This is a genomic window from Schaalia turicensis (assembly GCF_019380255.1).
Lineage (GTDB): Bacteria > Actinomycetota > Actinomycetes > Actinomycetales > Actinomycetaceae > Pauljensenia > Pauljensenia turicensis_A.
In genome coordinates this window covers 1,643,630-1,664,369 of the sequence record NZ_CP048928.1, presented here as the reverse complement: position 1 = coordinate 1,664,369, position 20,740 = coordinate 1,643,630, and the positions used below count along the sequence as shown (strand labels likewise).

19 protein-coding genes are annotated in these 20,740 nt (G+C 54.7%); 5 read left to right on the top strand and 14 right to left on the bottom strand.

Annotated elements, in window-relative coordinates; translation table 11 throughout:
* Window positions 1–146: 146 nt before the first annotated feature.
* The 7 genes from G5S47_RS07315 to G5S47_RS08560 form a co-directional block, all read right to left on the bottom strand.
* The gene (locus G5S47_RS07315) at window positions 147–1,559 is read right to left on the bottom strand and encodes an ABC transporter ATP-binding protein (protein ID WP_219585483.1); all 1,413 of its coding nucleotides are present in this window, start codon (window positions 1,557–1,559) and stop codon (window positions 147–149) included.
* Window positions 1,556–2,242, bottom strand: a complete 687-nt coding sequence (locus G5S47_RS07310; RefSeq protein WP_103632985.1) for an energy-coupling factor transporter transmembrane component T family protein — start codon at window positions 2,240–2,242, stop codon at window positions 1,556–1,558. The genes G5S47_RS07315 and G5S47_RS07310 overlap by 4 nt, the downstream gene beginning before the upstream one ends.
* Window positions 2,235–2,831, bottom strand: a complete 597-nt coding sequence (locus tag G5S47_RS07305) for an MptD family putative ECF transporter S component (protein WP_103632986.1) — start codon at window positions 2,829–2,831, stop codon at window positions 2,235–2,237. The genes G5S47_RS07310 and G5S47_RS07305 overlap by 8 nt, the downstream gene beginning before the upstream one ends.
* Before the next feature lie 36 nt (window positions 2,832–2,867).
* A complete protein-coding gene (locus G5S47_RS07300) occupies window positions 2,868–4,616 on the bottom strand; it encodes an ABC transporter ATP-binding protein (RefSeq protein ID WP_219585482.1) in 1,749 nt (582 codons plus the stop codon).
* Window positions 4,613–6,400 carry an ABC transporter ATP-binding protein gene (locus G5S47_RS07295; RefSeq protein WP_103632988.1) on the bottom strand — a complete coding sequence of 596 codons (1,788 nt, stop codon included), beginning with the start codon at window positions 6,398–6,400 and terminating at the stop codon, window positions 4,613–4,615. Before G5S47_RS07295 ends, G5S47_RS07300 begins: the two co-directional genes overlap by 4 nt.
* An 85-nt stretch (window positions 6,401–6,485) precedes the next feature.
* Window positions 6,486–7,163, bottom strand: a complete 678-nt coding sequence (locus G5S47_RS07290; RefSeq protein ID WP_103632989.1) for a recombinase zinc ribbon domain-containing protein — start codon at window positions 7,161–7,163, stop codon at window positions 6,486–6,488.
* 6 nt (window positions 7,164–7,169) lie between these two features.
* A complete protein-coding gene (locus G5S47_RS08560) occupies window positions 7,170–7,331 on the bottom strand; it encodes a recombinase family protein (protein WP_257878434.1) in 162 nt (53 codons plus the stop codon).
* A 261-nt stretch (window positions 7,332–7,592) separates the two neighbouring features.
* Here G5S47_RS08560 and G5S47_RS08650 point away from each other — a divergent pair, with 261 nt between their 5' ends.
* The gene (locus G5S47_RS08650) at window positions 7,593–7,874 is read left to right on the top strand and encodes an ATP-binding cassette domain-containing protein (RefSeq protein ID WP_373273786.1); all 282 of its coding nucleotides are present in this window, start codon (window positions 7,593–7,595) and stop codon (window positions 7,872–7,874) included.
* Window positions 7,875–8,181: 307 nt separating this feature from the next.
* Here G5S47_RS08650 and G5S47_RS08705 read toward each other — a convergent pair whose 3' ends face one another.
* The 3 genes from G5S47_RS08705 to G5S47_RS08700 all read right to left on the bottom strand — a co-directional run bounded on the left by G5S47_RS08705 (window position 8,182) and on the right by G5S47_RS08700 (window position 9,611).
* Window positions 8,182–8,409, bottom strand: coding sequence for an integrase core domain-containing protein (locus tag G5S47_RS08705; RefSeq protein WP_219585884.1), 228 nt, complete (start codon window positions 8,407–8,409; stop codon window positions 8,182–8,184).
* Window positions 8,410–8,617: 208 nt separating this feature from the next.
* A complete protein-coding gene (locus G5S47_RS07280) occupies window positions 8,618–9,562 on the bottom strand; it encodes a GIY-YIG nuclease family protein (RefSeq protein ID WP_219585481.1) in 945 nt (314 codons plus the stop codon).
* The gene (locus tag G5S47_RS08700) at window positions 9,549–9,611 is read right to left on the bottom strand and encodes a hypothetical protein (RefSeq protein ID WP_373273805.1); all 63 of its coding nucleotides are present in this window, start codon (window positions 9,609–9,611) and stop codon (window positions 9,549–9,551) included. The genes G5S47_RS07280 and G5S47_RS08700 overlap by 14 nt, the downstream gene beginning before the upstream one ends.
* Before the next feature lie 159 nt (window positions 9,612–9,770).
* On the opposite strand from G5S47_RS08700, the gene G5S47_RS07275 reads away from it, so the two are divergent.
* Entirely contained in the window at window positions 9,771–11,555 is a 1,785-nt protein-coding gene (locus G5S47_RS07275) for a hypothetical protein (RefSeq protein ID WP_219585480.1), read from the top strand.
* Between the two features lie 223 nt (window positions 11,556–11,778).
* Window positions 11,779–13,626, top strand: a complete 1,848-nt coding sequence (locus tag G5S47_RS07270) for a phosphoenolpyruvate carboxykinase (GTP) (protein WP_219585479.1) — start codon at window positions 11,779–11,781, stop codon at window positions 13,624–13,626.
* Window positions 13,627–13,995: 369 nt separating this feature from the next.
* On the opposite strand, the gene G5S47_RS07265 is transcribed toward G5S47_RS07270, so the two are convergent.
* Window positions 13,996–14,310, bottom strand: a complete 315-nt coding sequence (locus tag G5S47_RS07265; RefSeq protein WP_219585478.1) for a hypothetical protein — start codon at window positions 14,308–14,310, stop codon at window positions 13,996–13,998.
* A 313-nt stretch (window positions 14,311–14,623) separates the two neighbouring features.
* Here G5S47_RS07265 and G5S47_RS07260 point away from each other — a divergent pair, with 313 nt between their 5' ends.
* Window positions 14,624–15,757, top strand: coding sequence for a GIY-YIG nuclease family protein (locus G5S47_RS07260; protein WP_219585477.1), 1,134 nt, complete (start codon window positions 14,624–14,626; stop codon window positions 15,755–15,757).
* A 685-nt stretch (window positions 15,758–16,442) separates the two neighbouring features.
* Here G5S47_RS07260 and G5S47_RS07255 read toward each other — a convergent pair.
* Genes G5S47_RS07255 through G5S47_RS07245 form a run of 3 tightly spaced genes read right to left on the bottom strand, consistent with a single transcriptional unit; the run spans window position 16,443 to window position 18,607 of the window.
* Complete coding sequence (locus G5S47_RS07255) at window positions 16,443–16,904, bottom strand: septum formation family protein (RefSeq protein ID WP_103632486.1); 462 nt, start codon at window positions 16,902–16,904, stop codon at window positions 16,443–16,445.
* A 5-nt stretch (window positions 16,905–16,909) separates the two neighbouring features.
* Entirely contained in the window at window positions 16,910–17,971 is a 1,062-nt protein-coding gene (locus G5S47_RS07250) for an inorganic phosphate transporter (protein ID WP_006680309.1), read from the bottom strand.
* 3 nt (window positions 17,972–17,974) lie between these two features.
* The gene (locus G5S47_RS07245; RefSeq protein ID WP_006680308.1) at window positions 17,975–18,607 is read right to left on the bottom strand and encodes a DUF47 domain-containing protein; all 633 of its coding nucleotides are present in this window, start codon (window positions 18,605–18,607) and stop codon (window positions 17,975–17,977) included.
* 240 nt (window positions 18,608–18,847) lie between these two features.
* Between G5S47_RS07245 and G5S47_RS07240 the strand changes: the two genes are divergently transcribed.
* On the top strand, window positions 18,848–20,683 hold the full coding sequence (locus tag G5S47_RS07240; RefSeq protein ID WP_103632485.1) for a phosphoenolpyruvate carboxykinase (GTP): 1,836 nt from the start codon (window positions 18,848–18,850) through the stop codon (window positions 20,681–20,683).
* Window positions 20,684–20,740 lie beyond the last annotated feature (57 nt).

Here is a 20,740-nt window from a genome sequence, read left to right as displayed (position 1 = left end):
ACGATGCTAAACACGAGTCCGAATGCGATGGCGAGCTTTTTCGCAGATGTGAATCTGTGGCGGCTTCTTGCGCACTCGGCCCGTGATCGTGGTGGTGTTCGTTCACGATGAGTTCCTTGTAGAAACCCGGCTCGTGAATCCCTCGTTCACTCTTGTAGGCACATGTCTGAGCAGGTGTTGATTTGGTCGAGGTGGATAGCGTGGTCGGCGGTTTCGGTGACGAGTTCGGCGTCGTGGGTGATGACGATGACGACGGCACCGGTATCGGCGAGTTTGCGCATCACTTGAGAGATTGCGACGAGGTGCTTGTAGCCAACACCCGAGGTCGGCTCGTCAAAGATGTAGACATTTTTGTTCGCTGCAAGTGCTGTGGCGATGACCAGGCGTTGGCGCTGCCCGCCAGACAGCGCTTGCGGATGATCGGACTTGTGCTCCGCAAGATCGAGTTCTTCAAGGATCGCCTGGGCGTCGATGTGTTGTTTTTCGGCTCTCGTTATCCCGAGCGTGACTTCGTCAATGACGGTGTCTGAGAACAGCTGCCGGGTGGGGTCTTGCATGACAAGGTATGTGTCCCGGCTGGCGAATTTCTGTCCATTGAGTGTGATGGATGCACCTTTGGCCTTTTCAAGTCCGCAGAGGATCCGTGCCAGTGTGGATTTGCCCGACCCGCACGGGCCCAACAGTGCGCTGATTTTCCCTGCCGGAAAGAGCACATGGTCGATGTTGAGAACCGTTTTCCCGTGCCGGTAGGCGAAGGTGAGATTGCTGATCTCCAGCCCATCTCCTGCCGGTTGCGGAAGTTGTGGCATAGACACAGTCACTAGGGATCGCAGTCCAAGCTGTTTGCGCTCCTCATCCGAGGTAGCGTAGAACTCTTCGCCGGTTGCGGTGAGGGCGATGTTACCTTTGTCGAAGCAATAGACGCGGTCGACGATCCCGGAAAGGAAACTTAGCCGGTGTTCAGCAATGATGATGGTGTGTCCATCGGCTTTGAGCCTGGCGATGAGTGTGGCGAGTTGGTCGATAACGTCAGCGGACAAGTTCGCGGTCGGCTCGTCAAAGACGATCAGCGACGTGTTGTTGCACATGGCGACGGCGCAGGCCACGCGTTGCATCTGCCCACCCGACAGTTGTGTGACGCGGGATTCCAGCAGGTCGGCGATACCTAACTCGGCTGCAACCTCGTCAATGCGCGCACAAATCTCCTGCGGATCGCGGCCGAGGTTTTCTGGGCCGAAGGCGAGTTCTTGACGCACGTGAGTGGTGTAGAACTGGGTGCGCGGGTTTTGAAACACTGTCGAACAGTGGTGGGCAAGGCGTGGCAGGTCGGCTCGTGCCACGTCAATGTTGTCGACTGTGACGCTTCCGGTAAGGTCGCCGTCGTGGAAGTGCGGGATCAGCCCGTTAAACAGCCGTAGCGCGGTAGTTTTCCCAGACCCTGACGCGCCACACAGCAAGGTGACAGTTCCCGGCGAAATAGTGAGGTTGGCGTCATTGATTGAGGGGTGGTCTGCTCCTCGATAGGTGAAGGTGACGCCGGTGGCTTGGGCTGTTGTCATAGGACGATTCTCCATATCGCGAAGCCGATAACGATGAGCAGAATGCCTGCGTCGATCACACGGAATTTCACGACTGTGACTGAGGTGGGCTTTGCGGTTCCGCCCAGTCCGCGCACGAGGGCAGCAGATGCCAGTTCGTCCCCGCTGCGTACCACGGTCGATAGCAGCGGGATTGTGAAGTACTGGGCCGCGCGCAGGGAAAGCGTGGACATGCCGCGTAGCTTCATCGCATCTGAGATCGCTTTAACCTCGTGGCCGATCACGGGCAGCACACGTAAGGCAACCGAGATTGGGATCGTGAAACAGGTCGGGATCCGTGAGCTGGCGAGCGCTTTTTGCAAGGTTGCGGGTCGGATCACGCCGATCGCGTAGGCTCCCATTCCTGCGCTGACACTGAATCGCCACATCCACTGCAAAAACAGCACGAGGAACGCGCTGACCGTTGACTTCCACACCAGTGGTATCGCGAAGATGAGCCCGCCGGGGACCGCAAACGTGGCCAGGTAGACGGCCACCCAGCTCGGGCGCACGAGCGTGTTGGGGTTGATCGCAGCGCTCGCCAGCATCACGGCGGCGAATCCGCCCAGAGCACACACGAACCACGGCGAGTAGGCACTGTAGATCGTGGTGGAGACGATGACGAGCGCTACGATAATCGTGCGCGGGTCGGGAAGTTTAGACAAGACCGGCCCGTTCAAAGTGTTTGCGCGCGACCCTGGTTCCCAACAGACCAGCAAGCCAGCCAACGATGAGCATCACGACGAAGAAGCCCAGTAGAATCGGAATCGTGACAACCTGCGCCATCTTGGCGGCGTACTCTGCGCCCATTTGTTCGGCGATCTGCGACATATATGCTTTTTGGTTCATAAACAGCGGCATCCACGGGGAAACATAGATCGGCAGAATAAACAGTGCGTATGCCAGCGGGACGCGAACCTTCACGTTCTTCGGCCCCTTGGTGATGACTAGGTCGGCGAGCAGGCCGAACACAGCGGCCACCGCGATTCCTCCCACCCAGTGGCCGGTCACGAAAAAGAGGATTTCGACGAGGATCAGCATGATTGTCAATGCCCCCATCTTTGGGGTGCGTGCTGTGAACAGCGCAAAGATGATGCCGTTAACGAGGATAGAAAGCAAGAAACCGGCATACATGGCGGCGGGGATGAACCCGAGCATTCCGAACGCGAACACGATGACGAACATCAAAGCGGTGAAGACGCCGATGTTAATGAAGTCGCGCGTGTTGAGGCGCGAGGACGTGGGTGTGGACATAGTTATTCCTTTCACGATTGTGAACAGTGCTGTGTTTTAGACGAGTTGCCATCCGGCGGCGTTGATGCGCTCTTGCCAGAAATCGCGGTATTGACCCGGCTGGTTGACCAGCTCGTCGTGGCACCCGCGCTGGGCGATACGCCCACCGTGGGAGAGCACAATGATTTGGTCGGCTTGGCGAATGGTTTCAAGTTTGTGGGCGATCACGATCAGTGTGGAGTGCTTGCGTAGCTCGTTCATCGCCGCAACAATGTTGGCTTCGTTTTCTGCATCCAGCGCGCTGGTGGCCTCGTCGAACAGCACAATTGGGGCTTTCTTCACCAAGGCGCGGGCGATAGAGACGCGTTGCCGTTCCCCACCTGACAGTGCGCGCCCGCCAGCCCCAGCCAGTGAATTCCAGCTGTCTGGGAGCCGGTTGACGATTTCGGTCACGCCCGACAGGTCAGCGGCCCACCTGATTTCTTCATCGGTGGCTTCGGGGTTGCCAAGGCGAATGTTAGCCTCGAGCGTGTCATTGAATAGGTAGACGTCTTGGAAGACCAGGGATATCTGGCGCATCAAATCTTCGGTGGTCTGCTCGCGCACGTCCACTCCGCCAACGCGCACGCTGCCGGACTGCACATCCCAGAAACGTGCAACCAACCTCGCGATTGTGCTTTTTCCGCAGCCGGAAGGGCCAACCAGGGCACACATGCCGCCTTGCGGGACATGGAAGGAAATATCGTGCAGCACCGGAGTGTCCGGATCGTAGCCGAAGGTGACGTCCTCGAAACGAACATCGCCAGGAGCGCTCACCGGTGTGGAGACATCGGGTTCGGACAGTTCGGGAGCGTCCATGACCTTGTCGACGTGATTCATCTGCTGGCGGCGTTCTTCCAGCCCGGTCATGCAGCCACCGATGTCTTGGAGCATGGTGGTGAACCGCAGGCACATGCCGATGGTGACCACAGCGTTCAACGCATTCATCTGCCCGCCGAGGGCGAGTTGGGCGGTCAGCCAAATCATTACTACGACAAGCGCTTGGACGAACATTCCGTTTATCAGGTTCGCTAATGTTTCGATCCACAATGCTTTGCGGCTTTTGCGGTCAGCCTGTTTGAATGCCCGATCAAGGGCCGGGTAGTCGTCGGCGACGTGACAGGAACGCAATGCACCTTGGCAGGTGGCGAATTCGACCATGCGAGCCGCCAACTCTGACTCGGCTGGTTCGGAAACCTGCTTACCTTTATCAAGAAGCACGCGGGAAATATGGAGGAAGGCGAGCATGATCGGGAAGGCGATCGTCAAGGTCAGTCCCAGCCGCCAATCCCAGAACCACGTGCCCACAGTGACTACGAGCACGGCCGAGAGTTTTTGGACGAGGGCGAAAATGAAATGTGCCGCTGATTCGCCCAAGTTCATCATTTCCTGGGTGACCATGCGTGACAGCCGTCCAGAACTACCCGAATCGAACACTCCCAATGGTAGGCGGGCTACCTTGTTGCCGACCGCTTGGTGGACGTCGTGAATGAACCCGAGCGCGCCGATATAGCCGGTGCGCATGCCATAAAACTCCGTGCCCACGCCCAGCACCGCGATTACCACCAAGGCGATGAGCCAGCCCCAAAACGACAGCCCCCACACCGGCATTCCGGTCGCTAGGGCACTTGCTGCGGGAAGCAGAGCCAGCAGGGCAAAGCCGTGACACAGTCCTGAGACCGCACCCCACGCTTGACCGACCGAGAGGTCTCGCCACGAGGCGGGTTCCATCAAACGCTTAAAGCGTGGCAGCAATAGTTGATTCATCGTGTCATCTCCTCGCATGCACCTTGGGCAAGAAGTGCCTGATAGTGCGCATTACCCACCAGGTCGTCGTGCGTACCGACCGCAGCAATGCGCCCGCGTTCCATGACGACGATTTGATCTGCCCCTCTGATCGAGGCCAGTCGGTGGGCGATCACTATCACGGTTCTACCTTTGGCAAGAGTCGAGAGAGCTTGTTGGATTTTCGATTCTGATTCCGGGTCCGCCATCGCCGTCGCCTCGTCCAACACCAACACTGGGGCATCAACCATGAGCGCCCGTGCGATCGCGATACGGGCTGCCTGCCCGCCCGAAACGTGGGTGTCCTCCCCCAACACGGTGTCGTAACCATCTGGCAGGTTCATGATGAACTCGTCGATTTGCGCTGCTCTCGCCGCCTGCCGCACCTGATCCAAGGTTGCGTCTGGCGCGCCCAGGGCAATGTTGTTGTGGATGGTGTCGCGAATAAGCTGTGCATCTTGCAGGACGAATGCGACCGTCGAATACAACACGTCCTGGGAAATGTTCTTCAGGTCAACCCCGCCGATGGTGATCGTGCCAGCGTCCGGGTCATCGAAGCGGGCCATCAAACTCGCCAGCGTCGACTTCCCCGCACCCGACGGACCAACCAGCGCGGTCACCGTGCCTGCCGGAATGCTCAGGCTCACCTCGTCTAATGCCTGGGTGTCGTCATAGGCATACGACACACCCCGAATCTCAATATCATGACCCTTTGGTGTCTGCGGCATATCTGGCTGAGGCAATGCCGGTAGCTCCATGACATTCACCAGCCTCACTGCCGCAGACCCTGCGAGCTGGTACGACCAGGCGATGGTTGCGACTGTCATCAACGCTCCCGGCAACACCAAGGCGATCAACGTCGTCGTTATCACCTCGTAGATGCTCACCCAACCGGCGTTCATCATCAACGCGCCACCGCCAAGGTTCACGATCAACAACACCGGGATCGACACCCACGAAAATGAGGCAACCGCCATCGACACCAGCGGCATACACCACGCCCGGTAGAACTTAGAAAACTCGTTAGCTGCATCTAAATAGGCTTTATGTGCTTGGCCGACCTTGCCGAACGCTTTCACCACTGAGATACCGGCAACGAACTCGGCCATCGTTGCCGAAACCTGAGCGAGCTTGGTGTCCATTTGCGCAGTCTTCTCATTCATCCCACGCATCGACATGCCATACATGCCCACATAAATCGGAATCGTCGCAATCGACAGCAACGCGAGTCGCCAATCCACCACAAACGCATACATCAACAAGGCGAGCGGGGAGACGATCGCGTTCAGTTTCTCGATCGGCCCGTGCGCGATCACTGTGTGCACCGTGGCCGTATCATCCTGAATGGTCTTGCGGATCTTCCCCTCACCCTCGCGGGTAAACCACGACAGCGGAGCAGTCGACATTCGGGCGGCAATTTGCCGACGCATCTGATTACGCAACGACAGGTCAATAAAATGCGTCACGCCCAATGCAACAAAATATAAGGTCAACCGGGTCATGTATGCGCTGACGAGAAGCATGACAATCCAGTTCACCCGCGCCGGGTCCATCTGGTCTTGCATAAGTTCTCTGCCAAGCTCCACCAGAGCCACATACGGGGCAATAGCCAACACACCAGAGAGAAAAGCCAAAACCTGCGCGACGAACAGCTTGCCTTTCACCGGCTGCGATAGCTGACGGATTGCGTTCTGGCCAGCGACAGATTTTTCCTTCGCGGACCCATACTCACCGTCAACAACCTGATCCGTTACACTATCGTTCACGCAAACACCATCCTTAATTAGATAAGGCTAAACTTACTTTATTTCTGGGAGGTGTACCTAACCGTGCGCGTCAACCGCTACAACATCATCCTTGCAGGGCCATGCTCACCTGTTCACCGGTACGGAATACGAACCGGATCCCGTCCTCGTCTACGATGGCGTGGTCGATCAGTGCGCTCCACTGCGCGGGGCGAAAATCGTTCACAGGTTCGCCCGCCAGATCGCCTAGGGCTGTGGTGACGGCGGCATGCTTGGCAGTGTTCGCTGCAATATCTGCCTCTAGGCTCGCTTTGCATGCGAGTGTCTTACGGTAGGCAGTATCGAGCTCTGTGTACTTGTTTTGGTAGGCGTCTTGGTCGAGCGCGCGTTGCTGGTTTTTCGCTATCAGTGCTTCGATCTGCTCAGTGAGTTCCACGATTTTTGTTTGGCAGGCGGCGGCTTGTTCTTCCAAACGGCTCGTATCAAACATGGAGTCAAAGATTTGCAGTAGGTGGCTTTGCCGTGGCTGGCGGGCGATCAGTAGGTTGAGCGCTTGGACGAAAGCGTTCTTGATATCTTCGTCCTTCACAATCGCGCTGTTGCAAGGGTGTCCGCCTGTGTATTTGTGGTTGCATTGCCAGACTGTGTACTTATATTTCGTGTTCGACGCCCACGTTTTACGCCCATACCACGACCCACACTGCGCACACTTGAGCCTGGTGGAGAACAAGCCGACCTTCGCTGAGGATATGTTGCCGTGTCGGGTGGCGAGTTCGTATTGCACCTGATCTCAGATACGCGGTTCGATGATTGGCTCGTGATTGCCTGTTACGTAGTATTGGGGTACTTCGCCTTCGTTGACCTTCATCTTCTTAGTAAGGAAATCGGTGGTGAACGTCTTTTGAAGCAGGGCATCGCCTTTGTATTTTTCATTCGACAGGATGGAGCGCACCTGAATGTTACTTAACCCGATGGTTACACACACGCATTGGTTATCAAATCCGATGTCTTAATATCTTGTAACCGGCCACAAGGTTGTTCCCTTGTGGTCGGTTTTAGTGTCGGGCCGGGAATCGAAATGGGCCCACTGTGCCACGGTGTGGCACTGGGGATCCCGTCGCCCGCTCCACTTAGACGTCGGATTTGATAAGTACCCTTTTGCGTTAGCGAGTATCGCTTAGGGGGGTGTGAAAAATCGTCTGCGTTAGCGGGTTTGGGTTTTGCGTTACCTAAGCTTCCTCGGCAGGGAGACCCCGGATTCACTAGCCCCATTTGGGAAAATGGTATTGGCGAGGCCGGCAAAGGCGTCCTCCATCCTTCCCTGTGGACTAAGCCTATCCCGGAGCTATCGGCCGGTAAGCAGCGGCGAGCCCAAATTGCGTTAGCGCTGGCCATCTCTCCCGCCTTGCGCATAATTGATGAGCCCACTAACTACCTGGACTTGGAGACGATGCAAGCCCTGGAAGAAGCCTTGCGTGATTGGGAGGGGCGTTAATCGTAGCAAGTCATGACAGGTGGCTGATCAACCATTGGAAAGGTAGAAAAATTTATATTCACTAGCGCTTGCTATAGTTTTCATCTTTCATAGATATCGTGGCGGTGTCCTAAGTCAATCGCTAGGATCAGCATCTGTGAGTCCACGATGTCGCAGATAACCCGGTAGTTTCCCCACGCGATAACGCCAGTAGCCGGTTAGTTCGCCTTTCAGGGCTCTACCTTTTGAGTGGGGGTTATCTAGCTGGCTAAAACAATATGGAGTTCTTTTAGGATTTGGAGTGGCCTAAGAATTAGGTCCACGTGGTTTAAGCGTTGACCGTGTTTTCTTGTCTCCATTGTTCCGCATATTGTCGTGGGCTGAGGTAGCCCAGCGAGGAATGCGGATGGAAGTCATTGTAACGCCGTGACCACAGATTTACGAGCAGGCGAGCGTGCTCCAGGTTCTCGATACTGTTGTCCTCTAACAGCTCGTCTCTCATCCGGTTGTGGAACGATTCAACGAACCCGTTATGCCATGGCTGACCGGGCGTGATTCAGCTGATCCCAACGCAAAAATTTTCGTGAATTCGTGATGACAGGTGATGACAGATATTTATGTGCTGCGTGGAAGAAACGGTAGAGGAGGTGAGGGGTTGCCCTTGTTTATAAACCAGTTAGATCCTTATAGTTCCCATCTGTATTAATATCTAGATCATTCTCGAGAGTAATCTGGTAGATGTCTCTGGTTAGTGCTTGTGAATGTCAGCGGGCAAACTTTCCAGAGGAGTTTTGACGCATGGCTTGCAATGCAAAAGTTCTAGCACCTTGTAATATTTTCGGATATTTTTGGCAGATTCTTTTTAGGTCACCGCTGTTAAACACTACTTGGTCGGCGGACGTTGAGTTGTAGTGTATTTGGTCAACAAAGAACCCTCGACTATAACGCTTCCAAGGTGTCAATAGGGAGAGCAGCCTGCTATGTGGAAAAGTTCCGGTAGTAGTTTTTAGACAGGAAAGTCCCGACTCCTCCCTTCTCGGGAAGAAAAGAAGTTCCAGAGTCCCGGTATTTAGTGTTGCCCGGCGACCTCCTGCAGTACTCGGATAATCTAAAATCGTCCAATACCGTCCTTCAAGCTTGATAGCTTCGGGAACCAGATTTGTTAATGCAAAAACCAAATCAGCGAGAATGAGATCTCGGTATTCATCAGGAACCTGTTTTAGAAACTTCGAAGGTTCATTTCCTAAGGGAGGTAATTTTTCTTTGGTGCCGCACAAATCGTAGGGGCCATCTCCAAGTACCCAAGAATGTTGTTCCTCCACCGTTATCTCTTTATTCAGTTTTGAGGGTTGATTGTGACCTAAGTTCAGAGCGCGATTCCGCAAGGGCTTACCAGATTCCCGAAATCTGCGAATTTCGTTATTTTTTATCTTCGTCAAATTTAAGTTTTCGGGTACGGGCATAAACCATAACCTCTCTATGTCATCCCAAGCTTCATGATGATTGGTGTGACCATGCCGGTGTTGAGCAAAACGCGTCGCTACGTTCTGTGCCTGACCGACATAAAACTCGCCGTTGAAAAACTGGAGGACATAGATACCACGGCGTAATTCTGGAATTAACGCCGAAATCGACTCCAACTGGGAGACATTAAAACGCAAATACTTAAGGTTCATTTGACCAAGACTTGTCCTATCAGAAGAGGTCATCGTGAGATCCGGTTCGGGTGAGTACCAGAAGCAGCTCGCTTCGCTCTATACGGTAGATCAGTAGCCAACTTTCGTGTTAGATATCCAAATTTTAGTGTTAGCTTGATTTTTTGTGTCTTGTAAATTTGCAGATAAGTCAGGTATACTCGACGGAGATCTGGGTTCTTGTGTGTGTAGAATCCGGATTCAATCCAGAAAGGGGAAAATTGTGATTCTTGATAGACCTCGGCATAGATTGTTTCTTGCCGGCAGCCTAAGTTTATTTTTAGCCTTGAGTGCTACTTTCCCCGCTTCTGCTGCTGAGGGCGCGCAGTCGACCGTAGTTAATACTGTAGAAAGCGGCGAAGATCCGGCAGTTAACAATCTGCACGAAACCAAAAATTATGTTAATTCAGACCTCTCGGTTCTTCCTGATAACGTGAATTGGGATGGTAGCCGTAAAGGAGTACCCGATACTAATACTTTTGATGAGGCTGTTAAACTGCCAAACACTGCTACCCCATACAGTGTTGTAGATATGCAAAAGTTTCCAGGTGTAGATGAGCCTCTTATTTCAAATGCTGAAGAGTTTGGCTGGGATTTAAATATGGGTGCGATCAGTATTTCCAAGGAGGGGAAAGCCTTTACTGAGGGCACCGGTGAATCGGGAATTATTAATCCGGAAAATAAGCAAAATATATTTTGGTTCGGAAAATACCGTGAAACTCCAGAACCAGAAATTAAGAAAGACGAGAAAACAAACTCGATTGCTGAGCGGGCATGGGCTCCCTGGATTGAGGCCAACCCAGGCTATTTTGAAGGAGCTAAGCTATCAATTGCCACCGGTGAGCACTGCAAGGCAATCAAGCAACCATTTGAAACTCAGACGTTTTGGGAAAAATGTGATAGTCCTGAGGCTGATAAGAGCACAAAGCAAGTCTTTGAAGATTACAGCGCAGGGAAAATCGGCATACATACGATGTTGGCTCGTGCAGATTTGAAGAATGGTACGCACCTTATATTTTCTTTTGATCGTATAGTTTATCCTCGGTTTAATTCCGGGGTTAAACAGGCAGTTGATGTCACCCCTGGAAGTGAAATAGTTATTACTCCGTCTTGGGTGTCCAATGGAAAAGAGGGTGGTACTGACCAGCTGCAGTTGCGAATTTATGACGCTACTGAAAAGCAGATGTCTGATTTCCCAGACTGGAACACAGATCGCCCGGTAATGCTTTACGAAGGTGATACCAATAGGCCAGAAGTTGGAACTCAAGGTTTCGTTTGGAAAGTCCCGGAAGGGGTAACCCGAATTTTCACCAGCTTCCGCCAGGCAGATGAAACTAAGGATCATACTGCTCTTGCAGAGAAGAGTGCGGTTGCTCTTACCGGCTTTACTGGTGCAACTGTCACCACCGGATCGCATCTCACTATGTCCAGCGCGGCTAGCAATGATGCCTCGAAGCAGTTTGTAAATAAGCCTTTCGATTTCTCCTTGGAGATTGTAAATAACGGCTTTGCGGCGACTGCAAATGGAGAGTTTTCTGCGACTCTACCTAAAGGCGTTACTGCAAAGGCGGTATCTGTGCTAGCGGGAGATAAAGAAGTACCGGGAACGATTCAAGATGGGAAAATTACTGTTCCCCTAGAACAAATTGAAGTTAGGCAAAAAGTAGTTATTAAACTGCATGGCTTAGTTCTTCCTGATACTAAAAAGTGGAATCTGGAAAATCCGCAACTGGCATACAATACCTTCGCATTAAACGGGGGTTACACCGATGCTGCTGAGTTCCAAGATCGGTTCCATATTGTGCATCCTTATGAGATTTCGTTGATGGCAAACGAGGTGTCTAGTGCAACCTCGTCAACGGATTCCAAGCCCGTCAAGAAGAAAGCCGCGGTTAAGGGAGCCTTAGCGCGAACTGGCGCCATGTCAACAGAGATTATGGCGTTAGCTACGATCTTCAGTCTAGCTGGGATTACGTTACTTTTCGTTCGTCGTGAATACGAAAAATAACGTTTAAGGTAAGGGCTCTGGGTGTTATTCCAGAGCCCTTACCTATGTCCGACAGATGGGCATTAGCCCCAGATTCGCCAACTAGTGAAACTCCCTACAAGCCAAGGACTATCCCGATGTAAAACCATATTTATTCAGGTAGGACTTAAGTCCAAGTCGCTTCAAAAATTTCGGGTATGCTGAACTTAATTTTCGGATACCCGAAATTTTAGGAGAGGTGAATATGGATAACATTGCCAAGATCCTCAGCGATGCCGGGCTGGAAAATCCTGCAGTAACTGAGTACGTAGCGCATTGGGCCGGAATTACCGAACCCGATGCCATTGAAGTCATTTCCGCAAAGGATGACGATCGGCTCATCGCCGAAGGCCTAGACACCGGTGAGATCGCGCCTGCGGGCGAGGGACTCTACTACTCCCGCTCCTACTACAAGGACACGGCGCGCAGCGAGGAACGCACCGTCGTAGCCACTCACAATCCGCAAGAAGCCGGAATCTACAACAACTGGCACGACGCCACGGAAGTAACTGCCCGGCAGCTGGAAAGTATGAAGGGCGCCTCCCGGGGTAAAACCATGTACGTGGTGCCCTATCTGATGGCACCGCCGAAAGCGCCGCTGGAAAAGTGGGCTCGCGGGGTGGAACTTACCGACAACCTCACCGTGGTTCTTCACATGATCCGCATGGCCCGGGTTGGTGTAGAACACCTGAACAATTTGGAAGATCCGGGACAATTTGTGCGTGCAGTGCACGTGACCGGCGACCTGGAGAACTTGGGGCAGGGCACCGATAAGGATAAGCGTCTGTTTGCCACGGTAGCCGACGAGCGCACAATTTTGCACTTCGGTTCCTCCTACGGTGGCAACGCGCTACTTGGGAAGATCGCCCACGGTCTGCGCCAAGCTTCTTACGACGGCTGGGCTTCCGGGGAATTCCTTTCCGAACAGTTCATGCTGATCGGGATTAAGGATAAGCTCAAGAATCGCACTTACTACGTGTGCGGTGGCTTCCCCTCAGCTTCCGGTAAAACCAACCTCGCTATGATGCTAGCCCCGGACGCCTTGGGTGACCGCTACGAAGTTTACTTCTACGGCGATGACATCGTGTGGCTGCACGTTGGCGAAGACGGCAAGATTTACGGCATGAACCCCGAATACGGCGCGTTCGGCGTGGCAAAGGACACCAACTGGAAGTCTAATCCCACCGCCATGGACGCCATCAAAGAAGGCTCTAAGACGCTCTTCACCAACGTCGCTTACAACCCCGAAACCCAAGAGCTGTGGTGGGAAGGTAAGACCCCGGATTACCCCGAAGATGTTACCGGATGGCTGGATTGGAAGGGTGAAAAGATTTCCGACCGCCCGGCCGATCGGCAGCGCTCCGAGGCCAAGGGCGACGAGTGGGCACACCCCAATTCCCGCTTCACCACGTCTTTGGCTAACGTGCCCAACGTGGCCCCCGACTACGAAGAACCGCAAGGGGTGCCAATCGACGCCATCATCTTTGGTGGGCGAGTAAAGGACCGGGAGCCGCTTATCCGGGCAATCACCGACCTAACCGAGGGTGTTTACGACGGCTTGACCCTGGGCGCCCAGGCTACTTTCGCGGCCGAGGGCAAGGAGGGCGTGCTGCGTTACGATCCGATGTCGATGCGCCCCTTCATGTCCTACCCCGAAGGGGACTATGCGGCCCACTGGTTGAAGATAATTGGTTCCGCGAAGGAACAGCCCATTTTTGCGCACGTGAACTGGTTCCAACGCGATCCGGAAGACGGTCACTTCCTCTGGCCTGGCTACCGCGACAACCTGCGGGCACTGCTTTGGCTGCTAGATGTTAAGGAAGGACGCGCTGAGGGCGTGCAAACGCCAGTAGGTATTTTGCCGAAGAAGGAAGAGCTGAATCTTGATGGTTTCGAAGGTGACGACGCCGATCTGGATAAGCTTCTTTCCATCGACGCCGAACTGTGGAAGAAGGAGATGAGCTACCGTCGCGAACACCTTGCACAGTTCAAGAATCTTCCCGAGCAGATCTGGGTCGCGCACGAGCGCATAGAGCAGGCGTTTAACGCCTAAACGGCCACCTGGTTTTGCACTAGCGACGGGTGGATTTCCTCCAGGCGGGTTAATTCCAGCGGGTAGCTACAATTCCTGTTGGGATTAACCCGCCACTTTGGGTATTAACCCCGATCTTGTTGCTTCTATCAACCTAGTGGTGGCAGATTGCGTGAAGGGTATCTCCCAGGTTAGCGCGGTAATAGCCCGTAGGCCGGAAATGAAATAAGAAGAGAGCCTAGCAGCGCTTGCGTCCGCTAGACCCCCTCTAAGACATGATGGGAGACCTTGTTCCCACCTTCTGCACCCCCTGTCTTATCACAATGAGTAGAAGATTTAAGATCCCAATACCTATTGCACGGTTACGTCACGAATAACCCCGTATTGTTTCTAAAGGTTCGAGCCGGGCGAGTTTTGCCCGGACGAATTCGTGCCTCCCGGGTAGTTACCCGGGGTGTTGGAGCGGGTTTTCTTGCGGGAGCTGAACAGCTTCCAGATGCCCAGGCCAATGGCCGCAAGAATCGCGATTAGCACGACCGTCCGCAGTAGTGTCTCCGCGGGGTTCGCGCTACTTCCGCTGGTGTTGTTGCCAGTTGCCTCGTCTGTGCTTTCAGAGTCTTTCGTATCGATTTTCTTCCAGTGATCGGGGTCGTCGCCGGTTCCTAGCCAGCCTTCATCTTTAGCTTTTTGGGGGGGCCATTCCACGTAGTTCGGATCAATGCTGGAAGGAGCGTGGTGGCTGCAAGCGCGGTGAGGGCAACGCTTGCTAACAATTTGGAGCGGCCATGCTCGCCGCGTTCCGTCTGCGCAGGCCTAGTGGATTTTGAGCGCTTGAGGTGTTTGAGGTTAACGCTGGTTCCCCTCGTTTGGTTTCCTGTGAGTGATTGTGTGCGAAGCGCGCAAGGCTCGCATATTTGCGCAAGCTTTTGAGACCTGCTTGGCACGTGACAAATCTGGGTATAGTGCTTTCAAATGCTGGAGTTGTTTGGTTTATCTAGCGTCGTAGAGGTGGAACAAGATGGATCGCAATTCTCAAAGTGCTTCGCGCACGCCTTTGGATGAGCTTGAAACGATGTCGGTTGCCAAGATTGATGCGGGCGCGAATGAGGTGCTCTCTGAACTCAAATACGCCCGGTTTTCAGTGGGAGAAATGGATTCCATTTCAGCTCTTATCCCGCATAACCGGCGAGGAATTTATGTGCTCGAGTTTTCTAACGGCGAGTTCTATGTTGGCCAGGCAAAGAATGTGGTGACGCGTTTTGCTCAGCATCGACATGGAAATACTAATCATGTGGATCCGTGGACTGACGTTGAGAAGCTTTGGTTTATGCCGGTGCCTGCGGTGATGAGTTTGGACTCGATTGAGTATCAAGAGATCCAACGATTTCGAGCGAGCGGTAAACATTTGCGTAACCGTATGTTGAATGTTGGACATGACCAACCGTCTGGGTTGGATTTGGTGATTCCAGTTGAAGATCAGCAGGCGTGGGCGCTTGGTGATGGTCCTTATGATTTGCGAGGGGCGCAGCAACGCTTGGAAAGCTTCGGGAGTGAACCCACGAAGTTCGCAAGGTTGGTTCCCAGGGAGTACCAAGAGCCCATTTTGCGCGATCTTGCTTTTGCCTTGAAGGAGCTGGTTCCAAGCGCTGTTGAGCTTGAGGGGAGGTACTGGACTCTTACAGATTGTCCGAGTACACGCGGGGGCCGTTGGGTTACGTTGAACACAGGTTTTATTGAGCTTTTATTCTTCCCGCGCGCTTGTGAGATTCCAGATGAGAAGGCGACAAAGCTAGAACTCGTTGAGGGTGTCGGCTGGTTGAACACGGTTCCAGGAACCCTCTTGCAAGCCAAGACAAATGATCTCTGGGGATTTGAGTATGAATCTTCGTATGGAGGGTTTTTGGATGCTTGGGCGTTCACTGCTACGTATCCGTCTGCGCATTCGGATGCGATTAACTACGCGGTAGGAGACCTCGAACAGTTTTGTAACCAATATCCCGAGGTTCTCGAAGGCGCCAGAAAATTCGCGTTGCAAGCTATGCGGCAAAATACTTCAGGAATGTTCAAGCGCTGGCATTCTAAGCCGCTGGTTCGTGATGTTTACCAATACGTGATTAATCAACAAAGTGGGGGATTCAAGGGACAGCTGTAAGCGTAGCGCTACTTATCTGTAGATGTTTCATGGGGCGAGCTCGCGCTGAACTGGTCGTCTGAGAACTTGCTGGCCTAGACCGGGATTAGTGCTACTTTCACACCGATGCGGTCGCGGAGGGCGTCGTAGGCTGAATACACGTCGCTGAGTGCAAACTCGTGGGTCACAATCGCGTCAACGTTGAGCCCGTTTCTTGGCCAGAGGTGCGGGCCTGATCAGCGTCTCAAAGCCGAGCCTTCCAAACACTCATCGGGTCGGGCGTTTCGATCTGCAGTCGGGTGGTCAGCCAAGACGTTCCCAATCGTCTGCGTGAACCCAGCCGTTATCTGCGATCCAAGCTCATCACGTTACCGACTGCACCTGGTGCGACGGTTTTGTGTGTTTGAGCTCGGGTGTGTCGCGTGGGGTGTAGGTGGTGCGGTCGTGGGGGTGGTTTTTGTGCACCGACTGCACCTAGTGCGACGGTTTTGCGTGTTTGAGCCCGGATGTGTCGCGTGGGGCGTAGGTGGTGACGCTCACCAGCTGGTCGCTTCCTTATCGACGAGGCCGCCTCCACCGCAACCCGCTTAACCGCATCTGATGGCGGACCGGAACAGCTAATCATCCGGTAAAAACACACGGGGTGGGGGCGTCTCGGCAAGACGCCCCCACCCCGTATACAGCTTCAAAGCCGAAGAAGCGAGCCCTACAAGTTCGAATCTTTCACAGACTGCGTGAGCTTTTGATCGCCCTGGGCATACACAACGCACGCAATATGACGATCTCCGTCCTTCCAAGACTGTTCAGTCGGAACAAGCCACGATACATCCAACGATGACGTCACATAGTTTGACCCAACATAGTCGGTAAAAGAGGAAACGCACGCCTCTTCAGCCTGCGAGTTCAGTTTGGAAGCGCCAGGGAACGCATCATCAGCACCGTTTGGGTTTGTCTTAACAACGGCTGAAACCTCGCCCCGATGTTCCTCGGAACAGGACGTGCGATCGATCGTCACCGCCGTCTCTGTGTTCGGCAGCTGAATACAATCACCGACCTTCAAATCAAGGACAGACGAATTCGAACACCCTGCTATTAGCGCGACGGCTGAAACAGCGAACGCGCCCGCGCCGGTGGCGTGGGCCGTTCGGCCTCGTAAATTGGCGAACACTATCGTCACAGTCCAACTACCGCGTGAACGATGAAGTACACGATCGCCGCAACCGCCGCAGCAGCCGGAAGCGTCAAGAACCAACCGACCACGATGTTGCCAGCAACCCCCCAGCGGACAGCCGAGAAACGCTTCGTTGCACCCACACCAAGGATCGCCGACGTAATCGTGTGCGTCGTGGAGATCGGAGCATGAAGAACGAATGCGGACAGGTAGAGAACGATGGCGGAAACACCCTCGGCGACGAAGCCACGAGCCGGATCTAGATCGATGATCTTACGGCCGAGCGTACGCATGATGCGCCAGCCACCGGCATACGTGCCCAGCGAAATTGCACCTGCGGCAGCAAGTTTGACCCACAGCGGAATCATGATGTCACCCGTCACCGGGTCAATCACGTTGTGCGTCTCGCCGTAGCCACCGGCGATCAGCGCCATCACAATGACGCCCATCGTTTTCTGAGCGTCCTGCAGGCCGTGGCCAAGGGCCATTGCTGCAGCTGACAGAGTCTGAAGAATACGGAAGCGACGCATCGTGCGGTGATAGGGCAGATTTTGCAACAGTCTCATCAGGCCCTTCATGAGGAAGAAGCCCAGAAGGAAGCCGATCACCGGGGACGCGAACATCGGGATGACGACGTGCTGAAGAATTCCAATCCACTTCACCTGGGTTGCTGAAGCAAGGCCAGCGCCCACCAAACCACCAATCAAGGCGTGTGATGAGGACGATGGAAGCCCAAACCACCATGTGATCAGATTCCACACAACCGCACCGACCAGAGCGCCCAGCACAATCGCCAAGCCCTCTCTCTGTTGAAGAACGTCGGACGAATTCGTGTAGTGCGAGATATCGATGATGCCCTCACCGATAGTCTTTGCGACCTCCGTGCCCAAAAGTGCACCAATAATGTTCATGACAGCAGCCATGAGGAGAGCGGCTCGCGGGGTCAGTGCCCTGGTGGACACGGAAGTTGCGATTGCATTCGCCGCATCGTGGAAGCCGTTGGTGTAGTCAAAACCAAGAGCAATGATCACGACCAGCGAGACCAGGACCAGATTAAGATCCACGGGTCAGGACTCCTTCACCGCAATCGTTTCAACGCAGTTTGCGAGGTCTTCGAATGCGTCGGATGCCGATTCTAGGACCTCAACAAGGTCCTTCAGCTTGATGATCGTCACCGGATCAAGGCCGGAATCGAAGATCGAAGTGAGAGCGCGACGGTAGGTCGTGTCACCTTCGTTCTCAAGGCGGTTCAGCTCAACCCAGAAGTCGCGCATGTCCAGTGGGGACTTGAGGCCGGGGATCTGCTCTGCCGTCAGCGCTGCGCAACGAGTCAAGATATCGACCTGCTCGTGTAGAAGCGAGTGTACGTAGTCCGGTAGGTCGTTCAGACCGTACATGACGTAGAGGTCGCCGGCCTCGTCGATGAGGTCCATGCAGTCGTCGAGGCACGAGGCCAAGGCGCCAAGGTCTTCACGATCGAAGGGGGTGATGAAAGTCTGGTTGATGAGGTTCAAAATGTGGTGATTAATTTCATCACCGGAGTGTTCGACCTCGTGCAGTTGATCGCGCATTGCGACCTGTTCCTGCGGTGAGGAGTCAAGGATTGACGAAAGAATCGTCGTGCCGGAAACAAGGTTCGCGGCCTGCTGTGAATACAGGTCGAAGAAGGACGGGCCGTCAGCGGCCTTACGAAGTCCCACGATTTTTCCTCCTGAGGATTGGGGATGCGTTCCAAAACGCACTTACAGATTAAGGCACTCGAGGCGTTCAGATGAATGAAGGAAGACGAACGGATACCGACGCGCCACGTTTGTGAAGTGTTGCACACATGCTCACGGGACTTATCGCCCGCGCATTTTCCTCCACTATCTGGGATTATGGAACACGTAGAACAGGGGCGCACCCGTCGCCCTGGAATACCGAAAGCCTCAGGAGGCAAAATGTCCGTGACCGAACAGGATGTGCGAGCAGCAGCTCCGTCCAACGCTCCAGAAGACGTTCTCGCATGGGTTGCTAAGATCGCCGCGCTGACGACGCCTGACGCCATCGAGTTTGCCGATGGTTCGCAGGAAGAGTGGGATCGCCTGACCTCTCTCATGGTTGAGACTGGCATGTTCACCAAGCTCAACGAAGAGAAGCGTCCGAACTCCTTCCTTGCTCGCTCCAAGCCCTCTGACGTTGCACGTGTCGAGTCCCGCACGTTCATCTGCTCCGAAAAGGAAGAGGACGCCGGCCCGACCAACCACTGGGCAGACCCGACCGAAATGAAGGCCATCCTCAAGGAGAAGTTCACCGGCTCCATGAAGGGCCGCACGATGTACGTGATCCCCTTCTCCATGGGCCCGCTGGGCGGTCCGATCTCGCAGCTCGGCATCGAGATCACCGACTCCCCCTACGTTGTCTGCAACATGCGCATCATGACCCGCATGGGCACGGCTGCAATGGACCTCATCGCTGAAGGTGCAACCTGGGTTCCCGCCGTTCACTCCGTGGGCGTTCCGCTCGAAGAGGGCCAGGTTGATGACAACTGGCCGTGCAATGACGAAAAGTACATCACCCACTTCCCCGAGACCAACGAAATCTGGTCCTTCGGCTCCGGCTATGGTGGCAACGCCTTGCTCGGCAAGAAGTGCTTTGCTCTCCGTATCGCTTCGACCATGGCTCGCCGCGATGGCTGGATGGCAGAACACATGCTCATCCTGCGCCTGACCCGCACCGAGACCGGCCAGCAGTTCCACGTCACAGCTGCGTTCCCGTCAGCATGTGGCAAGACCAACCTCGCTATGCTCCAGCCGACCATCCCGGGTTACACCGTTGAGACCGTCGGTGACGACATCGCCTGGATGCGCCCGGGTCCGGATGGTCGCCTGTACGCAATCAACCCGGAAGCCGGCTTCTTCGGTGTTGCACCGGGCACCTCGTACGACACCAACCCGATGGCTATGGACACCATGCGCGCCAACTCCATCTTCACCAACGTCGCACTGACCGACGATGGCGATGTGTGGTGGGAAGGCATCGACGGCGAGGTCCCGGCACACCTGATCGACTGGCACGGCAACGACTGGACCCCCGAGTCCGGCGAGAAGGCTGCTCATCCGAACAGCCGCTTCACTGTCCCGGCATCGCAGTGCCCGATCATCTGCTCCGACTGGGAAGCACCTCAGGGTGTTGCCATTGACGCCATCCTCTTCGGTGGCCGTCGCGCCACCAACGTCCCGCTCGTTGCAGAACAGTACGAAGCAGCACACGGCGTCTTCATCGGCGCATCCGTTGCTTCCGAGGTCACCGCAGCAGCAACCGACGTCAAGGCCGGCTCGCTCCGTCACGACCCGTTCGCAATGCTCCCCTTCTGTGGCTACCACATGGCTGACTACTGGGGTCACTGGCTCGAGATGCAGGCAGAGCTTGGCGACAAGTTCCCGAAGGTCTACCAGGTGAACTGGTTCCGCAAGGACGAGAACGGCAAGTTCATGTGGCCGGGCTACGGTGACAATTCGCGCGTCCTCGACTGGATCGTCCGTCGTGCCGCTGGCGAGGTTGAGGCAATCGACGGTGTCACCGGTCGTTACCCGAAGTTCGAGGACTTCAACCTTGATGGTCTCGACATTGACGAGTCCGTGTGGGCCAAGCTCTTCGCGATCGATCTCGACGCATGGACCGCTGAGATGGACGACACCGAGGAATACTTCAAGAAGTTCGGTGACAAGCTCCCCAAGGAGATCACCGAGCAGCTCGCGAAGTTCCGTGAGCGCATCGCAGCAGCTCGCGCCTGATTTCAGGTAGCGCTCTAGCGCACGCGATCTATACCGGTGGTCGGACCCGATGGGTCC